16 protein-coding genes are annotated in these 14077 nt (G+C 71.9%); 7 read left to right on the plus strand and 9 right to left on the minus strand.

Going from position 1 to position 14077, the window contains the following annotated elements:
* The first annotated feature begins 56 nt into the window (after positions 1 to 56).
* On the plus strand, positions 57 to 389 hold the full coding sequence (locus tag OG439_RS33945) for a hypothetical protein (RefSeq protein WP_326944733.1): 333 nt from the start codon (positions 57 to 59) through the stop codon (positions 387 to 389).
* Between the two features lie 55 nt (positions 390 to 444).
* On the opposite strand, the gene groL is transcribed toward OG439_RS33945, so the two are convergent.
* The 5 genes from groL to OG439_RS33970 all read right to left on the minus strand — a co-directional run bounded on the left by groL (position 445) and on the right by OG439_RS33970 (position 5513).
* Entirely contained in the window at positions 445 to 2073 is a 1629-nt protein-coding gene (groL, locus tag OG439_RS33950; RefSeq protein ID WP_326944734.1) for a chaperonin GroEL, read from the minus strand.
* Positions 2074 to 2330: 257 nt separating this feature from the next.
* Positions 2331 to 3827, minus strand: coding sequence for a serine/threonine-protein kinase (locus tag OG439_RS33955; protein ID WP_326944735.1), 1497 nt, complete (start codon positions 3825 to 3827; stop codon positions 2331 to 2333).
* Between the two features lie 67 nt (positions 3828 to 3894).
* Positions 3895 to 4101 carry a cold-shock protein gene (locus OG439_RS33960; RefSeq protein WP_247058582.1) on the minus strand — a complete coding sequence of 69 codons (207 nt, stop codon included), beginning with the start codon at positions 4099 to 4101 and terminating at the stop codon, positions 3895 to 3897.
* Between the two features lie 111 nt (positions 4102 to 4212).
* Positions 4213 to 4836 carry an AIM24 family protein gene (locus OG439_RS33965; protein WP_326944736.1) on the minus strand — a complete coding sequence of 208 codons (624 nt, stop codon included), beginning with the start codon at positions 4834 to 4836 and terminating at the stop codon, positions 4213 to 4215.
* Positions 4836 to 5513, minus strand: a complete 678-nt coding sequence (locus OG439_RS33970; protein WP_247058586.1) for a TIGR00266 family protein — start codon at positions 5511 to 5513, stop codon at positions 4836 to 4838. Before OG439_RS33970 ends, OG439_RS33965 begins: the two co-directional genes overlap by 1 nt.
* A 73-nt stretch (positions 5514 to 5586) precedes the next feature.
* On the opposite strand from OG439_RS33970, the gene moeA reads away from it, so the two are divergent.
* Complete coding sequence (gene moeA / locus OG439_RS33975) at positions 5587 to 6780, plus strand: molybdopterin molybdotransferase MoeA (RefSeq protein ID WP_326944737.1); 1194 nt, start codon at positions 5587 to 5589, stop codon at positions 6778 to 6780.
* Here the strand turns inward: moeA and OG439_RS33980 are convergent.
* Both OG439_RS33980 and OG439_RS33985 read right to left on the minus strand, forming a co-directional pair.
* Positions 6734 to 7987: an MFS transporter gene (locus OG439_RS33980; protein ID WP_326944738.1), complete on the minus strand. Its 1254-nt coding sequence runs from the start codon at positions 7985 to 7987 to the stop codon at positions 6734 to 6736. The genes moeA and OG439_RS33980 overlap by 47 nt on opposite strands.
* Positions 7984 to 8544, minus strand: coding sequence for an ArsR/SmtB family transcription factor (locus OG439_RS33985; RefSeq protein ID WP_326944739.1), 561 nt, complete (start codon positions 8542 to 8544; stop codon positions 7984 to 7986). The genes OG439_RS33980 and OG439_RS33985 overlap by 4 nt, the downstream gene beginning before the upstream one ends.
* Positions 8545 to 8616: 72 nt before the next feature.
* On the opposite strand from OG439_RS33985, the gene OG439_RS33990 reads away from it, so the two are divergent.
* A complete protein-coding gene (locus OG439_RS33990) occupies positions 8617 to 8901 on the plus strand; it encodes a GlsB/YeaQ/YmgE family stress response membrane protein (protein WP_326944740.1) in 285 nt (94 codons plus the stop codon).
* A gap of 39 nt (positions 8902 to 8940) precedes the next feature.
* Here the strand turns inward: OG439_RS33990 and OG439_RS33995 are convergent, their stop codons facing one another.
* Positions 8941 to 9165 (minus strand): hypothetical protein, encoded by a 225-nt coding sequence (locus tag OG439_RS33995; RefSeq protein WP_247058594.1) that lies wholly within the window; start codon positions 9163 to 9165, stop codon positions 8941 to 8943.
* 257 nt (positions 9166 to 9422) lie between these two features.
* On the opposite strand from OG439_RS33995, the gene OG439_RS34000 reads away from it, so the two are divergent.
* Positions 9423 to 10154 carry a phosphatidylserine decarboxylase gene (locus tag OG439_RS34000; RefSeq protein ID WP_326944741.1) on the plus strand — a complete coding sequence of 244 codons (732 nt, stop codon included), beginning with the start codon at positions 9423 to 9425 and terminating at the stop codon, positions 10152 to 10154.
* 3 nt (positions 10155 to 10157) lie between these two features.
* Positions 10158 to 11132: a CDP-diacylglycerol--serine O-phosphatidyltransferase gene (pssA, locus tag OG439_RS34005; RefSeq protein WP_326944742.1), complete on the plus strand. Its 975-nt coding sequence runs from the start codon at positions 10158 to 10160 to the stop codon at positions 11130 to 11132.
* Positions 11133 to 11313: 181 nt separating this feature from the next.
* Here pssA and OG439_RS34010 read toward each other — a convergent pair whose 3' ends face one another.
* Positions 11314 to 11460: a hypothetical protein gene (locus OG439_RS34010; RefSeq protein WP_326944743.1), complete on the minus strand. Its 147-nt coding sequence runs from the start codon at positions 11458 to 11460 to the stop codon at positions 11314 to 11316.
* A gap of 6 nt (positions 11461 to 11466) precedes the next feature.
* Here OG439_RS34010 and OG439_RS34015 point away from each other — a divergent pair, with 6 nt between their 5' ends.
* Both OG439_RS34015 and OG439_RS34020 read left to right on the plus strand, forming a co-directional pair.
* Positions 11467 to 11772 carry a nitroreductase family protein gene (locus OG439_RS34015; RefSeq protein WP_326944744.1) on the plus strand — a complete coding sequence of 102 codons (306 nt, stop codon included), beginning with the start codon at positions 11467 to 11469 and terminating at the stop codon, positions 11770 to 11772.
* A 5-nt stretch (positions 11773 to 11777) separates the two neighbouring features.
* Entirely contained in the window at positions 11778 to 14045 is a 2268-nt protein-coding gene (locus tag OG439_RS34020) for an AAA family ATPase (protein ID WP_326944745.1), read from the plus strand.
* Positions 14046 to 14077 lie beyond the last annotated feature (32 nt).

The raw sequence follows: 14077 nt of genomic DNA on the forward strand, positions 1-14077 counted from the left end.
CTGACCGGCCGAAATGCCCTCCGCGAACCCCGTTCGAGGGGTTAGGGTTCGCGGTCGTGGATCAAGGGAACACCGCCGGCCGGACGGCCGCGAAGGTCGTCGTCGGGGTCCTGGGTGGGCTCTACCTGCTCGCCGGACTGGGGCTGACCGCCTTCGCCGCCTTCTTCGCGCTCGCCTTCAACGACACCGGCAGCGCGAGCGTCACCAGGACCGTGCTCTACACCGCCGCGGCGGCGGCGATCTGGATCCTGCTCACCGGGATCGGCGCGATCGTCGTCGCACTGGAAGCGGAAGAAGCGAGCACCGCCTGGCTCGGGGGCCTCGGCGTGCTCGCGCTCGGCGTCGTGATCGTCGGCGCCTTCGCCGTCTGGTTCTTCACCAAGCCTTAGCGGACAACGAAAAAGCCCGGCCCGCCGAAGCGGACCGGGCTCTTTCAGGCGTGGCTCAGAAGTCCATGCCACCCATGCCACCGGACGGGTCGGCGGGAGCGGCCGAAGCCTTCTCCGGCTTGTCCGCCACGACGGCCTCGGTGGTCAGGAACAGCGCCGCGATGGACGCGGCGTTCTGCAGCGCGGAGCGGGTGACCTTCGTCGGGTCCGGCACGCCGGCGGCGAGCAGGTCCTCGTAGACACCCGTGGCGGCGTTCAGGCCGTGACCCTGCGGCAGACCCTTGACCTTCTCCACGACGACGCCGCCCTCGAGGCCGGCGTTGATCGCGATCTGCTTGAGCGGGGCCTCGACGGCCACCTTGACGATGTTGGCACCAGTGGCCTCGTCGCCCTCGAGCTTCAGACCGGCGAAGGCAGCCTCGGCAGCCTGGATGAGAGCGACGCCACCACCGGCGACGATGCCCTCTTCGACGGCGGCCTTGGCGTTGCGCACTGCATCCTCGATGCGGTGCTTGCGCTCCTTCAGCTCGACCTCGGTGGCGGCGCCGGCCTTGATGACGGCCACGCCGCCGGCCAGCTTCGCCAGACGCTCCTGGAGCTTCTCGCGGTCGTAGTCCGAGTCCGAGTTCTCGATCTCGGCGCGGATCTGGTTGACGCGACCCTGGATCTGGTCGGCGTCGCCCGCACCCTCGACGATGGTCGTCTCGTCCTTGGTGATGACGGCCTTGCGCGCCTTGCCCAGCAGCGACAGGTCGGCGTTCTCCAGCTTGAGGCCGACGTCCTCGCTGATGACCTGACCACCGGTCAGGATCGCGATGTCCTGCAGGATCGCCTTGCGGCGGTCACCGAAGCCCGGGGCCTTGACGGCGACGGACTTGAAGGTGCCGCGCATCTTGTTGACGATGAGGGTGGCCAGGGCCTCGCCCTCGACGTCCTCGGCGATGATCAGCAGCGGCTTGCCGGACTGGATGACCTTCTCCAGCAGCGGCAGGACGTCCTTGACGGTGGAGATCTTGGAACCGAAGAGGAGGATGTAGGGGTCCTCCAGCTCGGCTTCCTGACGCTCCGGGTCCGTCACGAAGTAGCCCGAGATGTAGCCCTTGTCGAAGCGCATGCCCTCGGTGAGCTCGAGCTCGAGACCGAAGGTGTTGCTCTCCTCGACGGTGACGACGCCTTCCTTGCCGACCTTGTCCAGCGCCTCGGCGATCAGCTCGCCGATGGTGCGGTCAGCGGCCGAGATCGAGGCGGTAGCAGCGATCTGCTCCTTGGTCTCGATCTGGACGGCCATCTTGTGCAGCTGCTCGATGATGGCCTCGACGGCCGCTTCGATGCCGCGCTTCAGGCTGATCGGGTCGGCGCCGGCGGCAACGTTGCGCAGGCCTTCCTTGACCAGGGCCTGGGCAAGCACGGTGGCGGTGGTGGTGCCGTCACCCGCGACGTCGTCGGTCTTCTTGGCAACTTCCTTGACGAGCTCGGCCCCGATCTTCTCCCACGGGTCTTCGAGCTCGATCTCCTTGGCGATGGAGACGCCGTCGTTCGTGATCGTCGGCGCGCCCCACTTCTTCTCGAGCACGACGTTCCGGCCCCGCGGGCCGAGGGTCACCTTGACGGCTTCGGCGAGGATGTTCAAGCCGCGCTCAAGACCACGGCGGGCGTCCTCGTCGAACGCGATCAGTTTGGCCATTGCGGTGTGGTCCTCCGGTATTGGGCGCCACCGCCGCGCTGAATGCTTTGCAGCGGCGGCAGCAGGACTCTTCCTCGGCCAGGCTCGGTGCCCGCGACGGACGACTGCTCCCACGTGGGGGCTCAGCCTCACCGTCCCGACCTTCAAGCGCGCGATCGGTGACCACGCGCCTGGCACTCAACGGCGTCGAGTGCCAAGTCCGTGTTTAGCACTCTCGGGGGGAGAGTGCAAGAAGACCTGCTCAGCGCCGCACGATTTCAGGAGCTCGGCTTGATGGAGATCGACGACGGGGGCGCGTTGAGCGAAGACGTCGGGTTGCCCTGGGAGTCGCCCGGGCCGACCGGGATGTTCGGCGCGGTGGTCTGGCTGCCGCCGCCGCTGTCGCCGCCGGTGAACAGGATGATCGCCGTCACGATGACGCCGATCACCACGACCGCGCCGAGCACGATCCAGATCCACTTGACGTTGCCGCTCTTGGCCTGGTGGAACGCGCCCGCTCCGCCCGCGGGCATCGGCGGGCGCAGGCGCATCGGGTCGCCGGGCGGGCCGTAGCCGGGCGGCGGGCCCTGCGGGGGCATGCCCTGCTGCTGCTGGTAGCCGTAGGGGCCCTGCGGCGGCATCCCCTGCGGCGGGCCCTGCTGGGGGTAGCCGTAGCCGGGGGGCGGGCCCTGCGGCGGGCCACCAAGGCCGCCGGGGCCGCCAGGACCACCGGGGCCCTGCGGTCCGGGCTGCTGCCCGTAACCGGGCTGCTGCTGTCCTCCGTACGGGTGCACGGGGGCCCCCTCTCCCTGCTGCGGTGCCGTGGTCTGGTGCGGTCCCTGTTGTACCTGACCAGGACGCTGCGGCGCGGGGATTCCACCCGGATTGGTCCCCGGGGACCCGGGCGGCCCGGGCGGGGTGTCCGACGCCGCCTGGGCACCGAGCGCGCGACGGGCGGCCGCGACCATCTCGACGCAGCTGGCGTAGCGGTCGGCCGGGCTCTTCGCCATGCCCTTGCGGATGACCTCGTCGATCGCCGGGGGCAGCGCGACGGCGCGGGAGATGGCGGGCGGCTCGCCGTTGAGGTGGCCCTTGATCACCGTCGGCACGTCGCCCTTGAACGGCGGGCTGCCGGTGAGGCAGGCGTAGAGGACGCACGTGAGCGCGTACTGGTCGGTGCGCCCGTCCAGCGGCTCGCCGCGCAGGTGCTCCGGCGCCGCGTACGTGGGCGAGCCGAGGAAGTCGCCGCCACGGGTGCGGTGGCCGGTCGCGCCGCGGCGCGTCAGCCCGAAGTCGGCGACGTACACGTGCTCGCGCGAGGTCTCCTTCTTCGTCACGAGCACGTTGGCCGGCTTGACGTCCAGGTGGACCAGACCACGGTTGTGCAGGGTGTCGAGCGCGTCCGCGACCTGGTCGAGCATGGTCAGCGTGCGCGCGGGCGCGATCGGGCCGCCCGCGATCAGGCCGGCCAGGTCACCGCCGTCGACCATGCGCATGGCGATGTAGAGCATCCCGTCGAGCTCGCCGAAGTCGTACAGCGGCACGACGTTGGCGTGGTCGATCGCGGACGTGTTGCGCGCCTCGTCGACGAACCGCTCGCGGAACTCGGCGTCGGTCCCGAGGTGGTCGCCGATGACCTTCAGCGCCACTTTCCGGCCCAGGCGCACGTCGGTGGCCTTGTAGGTCACGCTCATGCCGCCCTTGCCGAGCACTCCGTCGATGCGGTAGTTGCCCAGCCGGCGACCGGTGAGGTCCCCCGACACATCGCCTGTCACGCCCGGCAGCCTAACGCCCCTGGTTCGGCGGCTGCCGGGGGTTGGCCCAACAGGTCAACAGCGGTGGTTACGACACCTTCCGCACGTCGGCCGCCTGGCTTCTGCCGTCCCGGCCGGACTGCACTTCGAACTCGACCCGATCGCCTTCGTCCAAAGTGCGGAATCCGTCAGCCTGAATGGCGGAATAGTGCACGAAGACGTCCGGTCCTTCGGTCGATTCGATGAAACCGTAGCCCTTTTCCGAGTTGAACCATTTGACGGTGCCGACAGTCACGGCGCCTCCCTCAGCACACAAGGATCCGCTGGCCCAGCGTAGGCCAGCGGCGCGAGTGACAATCACGCTACCGGAATTATTCCCCTCGGCAATGGGCAATTCGTCTGAAGATCACGCACCGGAAAGGCGCCGGTTGCGCGCGTGCACGAGCACCGTCCCGGGACCCGCGAAGTCGACCGCCAGTCCTTCCCCGGTGCGCACCGACTGCGGGCCGCCGGGGTCGAGCGCGCGCAGCCGGCACTGCACGGTGTCGGGGTAGGCCAGCAGGTAGTCCGGCCGGACGGTGACCAGCTCACCCTGGGCGAGCTCGAACGCGTCCACCGGCCCGGGCGCGGCCAGCACGAGCGGCCCGGTTCCGCTGTAGTGCTCGAGGAACCCCGCGTCGGCGCCGAAGAGCTGCTGCAACGGCGTCCAGCCGGGGTCGTGGCGGACGGCCGAGGGCCGCACCAGCACGGCTTCGCGGTGCACGGACCAGCCCGTGCCGGCGCGCAGCTCCAGCGGGTAGACGTCGCCGGGGCGCAGCGGCGCGAAGTCGATCCAGCCACCGTCGGACGGCGCCGTGTACACGGCCATCGTCGCCTTGCCCACGCGGACGCCGCCGCGCCCCGCCGCCGTCTCGGTGACGCCGAAGCGGCTGGCGAGCAGCGTTTCCGGCACGGCCTGCACGGCCTCGCCCGGGTCGAGCAGCACGCGGGCGACGCCGAAGCCCGGCGTGTGCCGGGTCTGGACGCGCATCAGCGGGACGGGACGTGCGAGATGATCCAGCTGATCAGCGCGGACGGGTTGCGCGTCTGCGTCATGATCTGGCCGGGGCCGACGAAGTCGAAGACGAGGCCTTCACCGCTCTTCATGGACTGGATGATGCCGGTCGCGACCTTCCGGATCTGGTACTGCACGGTGTCGGCGTAGGCGACGACGTGCCCGGTGTCGACGGTGACCATCTCACCCGGCTGCAGGGTCATGGTCTCGACCGCGCCGTAACAGCTGACGAGCAGCTCGCCCTGGCCGGTCGCGTGCGTCAGGAAGCCGCCTTCGCCGCCCATCAGGTTCTTCATCCCGCCCCACTTGGTCTCGGTCTGCACGCCGTGCGACGACGCGAGCCAGCAGCCGCGGGTGACGGCCCAGCCGGTGCGGCCGTCGAGCGTGATCGTCTGGATGTCGCCGGGCAGGTTGGCCGCGACGTCGACCCAGCCGCCGTTCTGCGGCGCGGTGAAGGTGGAGATGAAGAAGGACTCACCGGAGAGGAAGGCGCGGCCGAGGCCCTTCATGATGCCGCCCTGCGCCTGGGACTGGACCTGCACGCCGTAGCTGGTGGCCATCATCGCGCCGGACTCCACCTGGCACGGTTCCCCCGGCGCCAGCATCAGCCGGGCGACGGCGAAAGAGGGCTGGTTGCGGACTCGGACCTGCATGCGTTCTCCCCTAAGCGTGCTCTCAGACGACGCAGAGTCTTGCACGCCGTTCACGAAGGGGGAGGATGGTCCGGTGATCTCCGTCGACGACTACCGGGAGCGGATCACCGCGCTCCTGGGCACCGCTCCCGCGACCGTCCTCCCGCTCGCCGACGCGGCCGGCCTCGTGCTGGCCGAGGACGTGCCGGCGAGGGTTTCCCTGCCACCGTTCGACAACTCCGCGATGGACGGCTACGCGGTCCGCGCCGCGGACGTCACGTCGGTGCCGGTGACCCTGCCGGTCGCCGACGACATCCCGGCGGGCCGGGTCGACGTCGGCACCCTCGAGCCGGGCACCGCGCACCGGATCATGACCGGCGCGCCGCTGCCGCCGGGCGCGGACGCCGTCGTGATGGTGGAGGACACCGACGGCGGCACGGAGACCGTGACGATCACCGCCGAGGCCCGCGAAGGCGCGCACATCCGGCGGCTCGGGGAGGACGTCGTCGCCGGGAGCCTCGCGCTGGCCGCCGGGACCGTGCTGGGGCACTCGCACCTGGGGCTGGCCGCCGCGGTCGGGCTGGCCGAGGTGCGGGTGCACCGGCCGCCGCGGGTGCTCGTCGCCTCCACCGGCACCGAGCTGGTCGACGCGCCGGCGCCGCTGCGCCACGGCCAGATCTACGAGTCCAACAGCGTCATGCTGGCGGCGGCGATCCGCGAGCTCGGCTGCGAGGTCGAGGTGGTCCGCAGCGTCGTCGACGACGTCGAGGAGTTCCGCAAGGTCATCGAGCCGAGGCTGGCCGACGCCGACCTGCTGGTCACCTCCGGCGGCGTCAGCGCCGGCGCGTACGAAGTGGTGAAGGACGCGCTCACCGGGCAGGGCGTCGAGTTCCAGAAGGTCGCGATGCAGCCGGGCGGGCCGCAGGGCAACGGGCGCTGGCACGGCGTGCCGGTCGTGACGCTGCCCGGCAACCCGGTGAGCGTGCTGGTTTCGTTCGAGGCGTTCCTGCGCCCCGCGCTGCTGGCCGCGCTCGGCCACACCGACGTCTTCCGGCGGCGGGTGCGGGCCCGGCTCACCGAGGCGATGAGCTCACCGCCCGGGCGCCGCCAGTACCGCCGCGGCGTGTTCACGCTGTCGGAGCGGGAGGTCACCGGGGTCGTCGGCCCGCACGGCGGCCCGGGGTCGCACCTGCTGGCCGCGTTCACCCAGGCCAACTGCCTGATCGTGCTGCCGGAGGACGTCAGCTCGGCTGCGGTTGGCGACGAGGTGGACGTCCTGCTGCTGTGACCGGGAAGTCGCGCAGCTTCCGGAACGGCGCGAGGATCGGGAGCGCGGCGACCAGCACGACGGACGCCACCCACAGCGTCTCGCGGACGCCGATCACCTCGCCGAGCACCCCGCCGAGGACCCCGGCCAGCGGGATCGTCCCGTAGGCGGCGAGCGAGGCGCTCGAAGTGATCCGGCCGAACAGCTCCGGCGGGCAGTACCCCTGCCGGAACGTCGTGGTGAGCACGTTCGACGCGACGACGCCCGCGCAGACGCCGAACACGCCGAGGACGAACAGCGACAGCCGCCAGCCCGGTCCGCTCAGCGGCCCGAGCACCATCATCGGCGCCGCGGCCACCTCGCACAGCAGGAACGCGCGGGCGGTGCCGAAGCGCGCGCCGAGCCGTCCGGCCAGCGCCGCACCGAGGACCCCGCCCAGCCCGGCCAGGGCCAGGACCAGGCCGACCAGGCCGGGGCCGGCGCCCAGGGTGCGGGACAGGAAGACGATCTGGATGGAGCTATAGCCGGTCAGCGCGAGGTTGGACACCGCACCGAACACCATCAGCGAGCGCAGGTACCGGTCACCGGCGACGAACCGCAGGCCCACGGCGATCTGGCTGCGCAACGGCGTGCGCTCGACCGGGACGACCGCCTCGCGGACGCGGATCGCCCGCACGCACAGCACGGAGACGCCGAAGCTGACGGCGTCGGCCAGCACCCCGCTGACCGGGCCGAACGCCTGCGCCAGCACCCCGGCCAGGCCGGGGCCGCCGACCTGCGTCGCGGATTCGCTGCCCTGCAGCTTGGCGTTGGCTCCCAGCAGGTCCTCGCGGCCGACCAGTGCCGGAAGGTAAGCCCGGTAGGCGAGGGTGAAGAACACCTTCGCGACGCCGCCGAGCAGCGCGGCCACCAGCAGGTACGACATGGTCAGCGCGCCGAACGCGGCGGCGAGCGGGACGCTGCCGAACACCGCCATGGACACCGTGTTGCAGGCCAGCATCACCGGCCGCTTCGGCAGCCGGTCCACCCACGCGCCGGCGGGCAGGCCGATCACCAGCCACGGCAGCCAGGCCACCGCCGTCAGCAGCGCGACCTGGAACGTGGACGCCCCCAGCGTGATCACCGCGACCAGCGGCAACGCCGTGCTCGCGACCATGCTGCCGAGCATGCTGGTGGTCTCGCCGGTCCACAGCAGCCGGAAGTCGCGGTTCCCCCAGAGCCCCTTCACGGCTTGCCCAGCGAAACCCGCGCGGCGAAGAAGACGGGGCGGCGCTCGACGCCGTCACCCGGTTCGGTGCGGCTCTCGAACTCGGTCAGCAGAAGCAGGACCCGCTCGTTCAGCTCCTCGAGGTCCGCGACCGACAGCCGCATCCACGTGTCGGTGCTGAACGCCGAGCCGCGCCACGGCTCCGGGTAGGTCTCGCGGTTCGCGATCCACTCGCGCGCGATCGCCGTCTGGTGGTCGAGGGTCAGCACCTCGGCGGCCTCCGCGATCGGGTCGCCCGGGAAGTCCTCGGCCGCCCACCGGATGGTCTTCACCGCGCGCTTCCACCAGCGTTCCCGCTGGTCACGGGCCAGTTCAGGCGCCTCCTCGACCAGCTTGGCCGCGGCCAGCACCTTCATGTGGTGGCTGATGTTGCCGACCGCCTGGTCGGTCTTGCCCGCCAGCATCGACGCCGTGGCCGGGCCGTCCAGGTGGAGCAGTTCCATCAGCCGCCGCCGCAACGGGTGCGACACCGCCGCCAGCACCTTCGAATCCCGGATGTTCCGGACCTCATCGCTCATGACGCACAAGAGTAGTTGTACAAGAGTTATTGTGCAATATCTCTTGTACAACTGTTCCCGTAAGCTCCCGGCATGGGTTTCGTCGCATGGGTCATCTTCGGCGCGCTCGTCGGCTGGGCGGCCAACCTGGTCGTCGGCGGCCGGGACCGGCGCCGGCAGGGATGCCTGGTCAGCGTGCTGGTGGGCGTGGTCGGCGCGGCCCTCGGCGGGCTGATCTACCGGCTCGCGACCGGCCAGGCGAAGTCGTTCGACTTCGACTTCCCCAGCTTCGGCGTGGCCATCCTGGGCGCCGTCGTGCTGCTGGCGATCCTGCGGCTCGTCAGCGGGATCGGCCGGCGCTCGGGCGATCGTTCGTAACAGTTGCCGGACGAACCGTGGTCAACACGGCCTCCGCCACTAAAGTGTGTCCTTCGGTGCTTCTTTCAGGCCCTGATTCCGCGGCCGGGTGCATGCGCCGTCGGGGGGTGCATGCACCCGGCTTCGTCTCAGCGCTTCGATGACGACGTCCACCGCGTGGTCCGGGTCGACGAGCGACGGCATCGGCACCTCGGTGATGTCCCGGCGCCACGCGCCGAGCAGCTCCGTGAGCTGAGCATCGGCGGCTTCGCGGCGGTCGGTCATCGGTCCTCACAGGTCTGGCGGGGATGCGCGCGGCAGCGCCCCGAACGGCGTCAACTACCCAGAGTTATCGCAGACTTCGACCTTGCGTTACCGCGAAGCCGGCACTCCCACCCGTGCCGGGGACACCCTCACGGAGGAGCCCGGCGGTACCGGACCAGACCCCCACCAGGGGCAGCGGTAGCGTGGTGGCGCCCGTACGCGGCCGCCGGAACCCCGGCGTCACCCGCCCTCACGACACGAAACCAGGGGACCCGACCATGAGCGGCAACCGGCCGGAATCCGCCGGCAATCCCGTCGCCCACGCCCTCCAGCTCGCCCGCGAGACGCTGCCGCCGATGCACCCGGCCGGTCGCCCGTTCGTGGCGGGCGGCGCGGTCGCGACGCTGGTCGCCCGCCGGTTCTCCAAGCGCCTGGGCGTCCTCGGCGCGCTGACGACCGTGGCGATGGCCGCGTTCTTCCGCGAGCCGAAGCGGGTCCCGCCGTCGCGCGGCGGCGTCGCGCTGGCCTCGGCCGACGGTCTCGTCTCCCTGATCGAGGAAGCCGTCCCGCCCGCCGAGCTCGGCCTGCCCGCCGAGCCGCGGCTGCGCGTGTCGGTGTTCCTCTCGGTGTTCGACGTGCACGTCCAGCGCGTGCCGGCGAACGGCGTGATCGAGCGCGTCGCCTACCGGCCGGGCAAGTTCCTCTCCGCGGACCTGGACAAGGCGAGCGAGGACAACGAACGCAACTCCGTGCTGATGCGCACCGAAGACGGCCACGAGCTCGTCGTCGTGCAGATCGCCGGGCTGGTCGCGCGCCGCATCCTCTGCGAGATCCGCGAGGGCGACAAGGTCGGCGCCGCCGCGACGTACGGCATCATCCGCTTCGGCTCCCGGGTCGACCTCTACCTCCCGCCGGGTTCGCGGGTGCTGGTCGCGAAGGGCCAGCGCACGGTCGGCGGCGAGACGGTGATCGCGGAACTCCCTGCGGCTGTGTCCGATTCGAAGGGCTGACCCATGGTCCGCGTGACCACGACGACCCCCGGCGTGCGGCTGCTGCCGAACGCCATCACCGTGCTGGCGCTCTGCGCCGGCCTGTCGGCGGTGCAGTTCGCGCTGACGAAGAACTACTCGATGGCGATCGCGTCGATCGGCATCGCCGCGGTGCTCGACAGCCTGGACGGCCGGATCGCCCGCCTGCTCGACGCGACGTCGAAGATGGGCGCGGAGCTGGATTCGCTGTCCGACGGCATCTCGTTCGGCGTCGCGCCGGCGCTGGTCATCTACGTGTGGCAGGCCGGCGCCGACCGGATCGGCTGGGTGGCGTCGCTGATCTTCGCCGTCTGCATGATCCTGCGGCTGGCCCGGTTCAACACGCTGCTGGACGACACCGAGCAGCCGCCGTACTCGAGCGAGTTCTTCGTCGGCGTCCCGGCGCCCGCGGGCGGCCTGCTCGCGATGCTGCCGCTGGTCGCCTGGCTGCAGTGGGGCGAGGGCTGGTGGTCGTCGCAGTGGGTCGTGTGGGCGTGGACGATCGCCATCGCGGCCCTGCTGATCAGCCGCATCCCGACGCTGTCGCTGAAGACGGTCAAGGCCCCGGCGAAGGCGATCGCCCCCCTGCTGATCGGCGTCGCCCTGCTGGCGGCGGCGATCATCCAGTTCCCGCTGGTCGCGCTGCTCGTCGCGATGGTGCTGTACCTCGCGCACATCCCGTACTCGGTCTACCGCAGCCGCTGGCTGGCCGCACACCCCGAGGCCTGGACGGTCCCGCCGCGCGAGCGCCGGGCGATCCGCCGAGCACGCTCCCAGCGCCGCCTCGGCCTGCGTCCCCCGCTGCGCAGGCGCGTAGCGGGCGCGGCGATGCGCGCGGTCCGCCTCCCCCGCAACGGCGAGTACGTCCGCACCCCCCGAGGCCCCCGCGAGAACGGCGCCACCAACGGCGACGGCCAGCGCCGTCGCTCCTGGCGCCAGATCGGCCTACGCCGCAAGTAGCCGTGTCGACCCCCCAATCACGCGAGTCGACCCTCCAATCACGCGAGTCGACTCCGCAATCACGTGAGCCGACCCTCCAGGCACGCGAGCCGACCCTCCGGGCACGCGATCGCGTGTGATTGAGCAGCCAACACGCGTGATCAGAGGGTCGACACGTGTGACTGAGGGGGCGACACGCGGTCTAGCTCGCAGAGCCGAGGCCGCCGATCAGCAGGTTCAGCTGGTATTCGAAGTCCTGGACGCAGTCGCCGGACTCCAGGGCCGGCAGGACCCGGTGCAAGCTCGGCAGCTCCGACGGCGTCGCCATCCGGCGGAAGTACGCGCCCACCTCTGCATGATCGGCCGCCCGCCGGCCGACGCGTTCACCCAGTCCGCGTACTTCGGCTCGGCCTACCCGGCGATCTGGAGCTTCCAGCTGGCGCTGCGCGCCCGCGGCCTCGGCAGCTCGATCTGCGGCTACCACCTGCAGGACCACGAGGCCGCCGTCGCCGCCCTGCTCGGCATCCCGGCCGGCGTCACGCAGATCAGCCTGCTCGCCGTCGCGTACACGACCCAGCGCGACTTCCGCCCGGCGGCGCGACCGGCGGTCCGGGACATCACCTACTTCGACGCGTGGGAGCGCTCCGCATCGCTAGGGTGAACGGCGTGAGCCACCCCCAGATCACGCTGACCGTCCGGCACACGCCGTCCGCGCTGGACACCCGCCGCGGCGTCGTCCGGCTGCACCCCGAAGTGCTCGACGCGCTGGGCCTGCGGGCCTGGGACGCGGTGCACCTGACCGGCGCCCGCGTCAGCGCCGCGCTCGCGGCGCCGGCCGACGAGACCGGCGTGCCGGGGGTGCTGCTCACCGACGACGTCACGATGTCGAACCTCGGCGTCACCGAAGGCGCCGAGGTCGTCGTCGCACCCGCCGACGTGTCGGCCGCGCGGACGGTGACGGTCGCGGGGTCACGGCTGGCCAGCTCGTCGGTCAGCCCGCACATGCTGCGGCTGGCGCTGATCGGCAAGGTCCTGACCATCGGCGACGCGGTTTCCCTGCTGCCGCAGGACCTCGCGCCGCAGCCGGGGTCCGACCCGGCCGGCCTGCGCGGCCAGCTGTCGCGGGCCATCGGCGCGACCTGGACGAACGAGCTGCTGACCGTCACGGCGACCGAGCCCGCCGGCACTGTCGCGGTTGGACCGTCCACTGTGGTCGTCTGGCGCGACGGCGCCCGGCCCGCCGCCGAACCCGCCGCGCCGCGGACGGCGACCGCGCTCGTCCGCACCACCGCCGTCACCGCGGCCGAGGAGTGGATCGACGCCGAAATCGTCGAAGACGAGGTCGAGGCCGAGGAGCTCACCGAGCCGGCCGTGGCGGTGGCCGACCTGATCGGTGGCGAAGCGGCCGCGCGCAAGCTGTCCGAGTGGTTCGACCTGGCCTTCCACCGGCCCGAGCTGCTCGCGAAGCTGGGCGCGCCCGCCCACCTCGGCGTGCTGCTGTCCGGCCCGGAGGGCGTCGGCAAGGCGACGCTCGTGCGGTCGGTGGCGCAGGCCGAGAACGTCAAGGTCGTGCCGGTGGCCGCGCCCAACCTCGCGGTGCTGGACCCGAACGTCGCGGTGGTGCGGCTGCGCGAGGCGATTCGCGCCGCGTCCGGCCCGACCGTGCTGCTGATCACCGACGTCGACGCGCTGCTGCCCGCGACCACGCCGCCGCCGGTGGCCACGGTCGTGCTGGAGGAGCTGCGCGCGGCCCTGCGTCGCGACCGCCTCGCCGTGGTCGCGACGACGGCCCGCGCCGAGTCGGCCGACCCGCGGCTGCGGGCCGCGGACCTGCTGGACCGCGAGCTGGGCCTGGCCCTGCCGGACGCGAAGACCCGCCGTGAGCTGCTGAACGTCCTGCTCCGCGACGTCCCACTGGAGCCGGGCATCGACTGCGGCGTGCTCGCCGAGCGGACGCCTGGGTTCGTCGCGGCGGACCTGATCGCGCTGCGGCGGGACGCGGCGCTGCGGGCCGCGCTGCGCCAGCGGGAAGAGGACGAGCCGCGCGTGTCGCAGCAGGACCTGGTGGACGCGCTGGCGACCGTCCGACCGGTCTCGATGTCCACTTCGGACAACCTGGCCACCGGCGGGCTGACGCTGGACGACGTCGGGAACATGGTCGACGTCAAGCAGTCCCTCACCGAGGCCGTGCTGTGGCCGCTGCGGTACCCGGACTCGTTCGCCCGGCTCGGCGTCGAACCGCCGCGCGGCGTGCTGCTCTACGGGCCGCCCGGTGGCGGCAAGACGTTCCTGGTCCGGGCGCTGGCCGGCACCGGCGCGCTCAACGTGTTCGCCGTCAAGGGCGCCGAGCTGATGGACAAGTGGGTCGGCGAGTCGGAGCGCGCGGTGCGGGAGCTGTTCCGCCGCGCCGCCGAGGCCGCGCCGTCGCTGATCTTCCTGGACGAGATCGACGCGCTGGCCCCGCGCCGCGGCCAGTCGTCGGACTCCGGCGTCGCCGACCGCGTGGTCGCGGCGCTGCTGACCGAGCTCGACGGCGTCGAGCCGATGCGCGAGGTCGTCGTGCTCGGGGCGACGAACCGGCCCGAGCTGGTCGACCCGGCGCTGCTGCGGCCGGGCCGGCTGGAGCGCCGCGTCTACGTGCCGCCGCCGGACGCCGAGGCCCGCACGGCGATCCTGACCGCGACCTCGAAGAACACCCCGCTGGCCTCCGATGTGGACCTGGCCGCGGTGGCGTCCACTCTGGACGGTTACTCGGCGGCCGACTGCGCGGCGCTGATCCGCGAAGCGGCGCTGACGGCGATGCGCGAGTCGCTGGAAGCCCACGAAGTCACCGCGGCCCACCTCGAAACGGCCCGCAAGACGGTCCGGCCGAGCCTGGACCCGGGCCAGCTCGCGGCCCTGGAGGCCTACGCCCACGCCCAGGCCGGCGACTGAAACGCGCGAAGGGGCGCCACCCGCGGGTGGCG

Source organism: Amycolatopsis sp. NBC_01307, assembly GCF_035975215.1.
Taxonomy (GTDB): Bacteria; Actinomycetota; Actinomycetes; order Mycobacteriales; family Pseudonocardiaceae; genus Amycolatopsis.

Coding starts and splice junctions, on each gene's coding strand:
- groL (WP_326944734.1), bottom strand. CDS start 2,073: ATGGCCAAACTGATCGCGTTCGACGAGGACGCCCGCCGTGGTCTTGAG.
- OG439_RS33965 (WP_326944736.1), bottom strand. CDS start 4,836: ATGCGCGTCCAGACCCGGCACACGCCGGGCTTCGGCGTCGCCCGCGTG.
- OG439_RS33970 (WP_247058586.1), bottom strand. CDS start 5,513: ATGCAGGTCCGAGTCCGCAACCAGCCCTCTTTCGCCGTCGCCCGGCTG.
- OG439_RS33985 (WP_326944739.1), bottom strand. CDS start 8,544: ATGAGCGATGAGGTCCGGAACATCCGGGATTCGAAGGTGCTGGCGGCG.
- OG439_RS33990 (WP_326944740.1), top strand. CDS start 8,617: ATGGGTTTCGTCGCATGGGTCATCTTCGGCGCGCTCGTCGGCTGGGCG.
- OG439_RS33995 (WP_247058594.1), bottom strand. CDS start 9,165: ATGACCGACCGCCGCGAAGCCGCCGATGCTCAGCTCACGGAGCTGCTC.
- OG439_RS34000 (WP_326944741.1), top strand. CDS start 9,423: ATGAGCGGCAACCGGCCGGAATCCGCCGGCAATCCCGTCGCCCACGCC.
- pssA (WP_326944742.1), top strand. CDS start 10,158: ATGGTCCGCGTGACCACGACGACCCCCGGCGTGCGGCTGCTGCCGAAC.
- OG439_RS34015 (WP_326944744.1), top strand. CDS start 11,467: ATGATCGGCCGCCCGCCGGCCGACGCGTTCACCCAGTCCGCGTACTTC.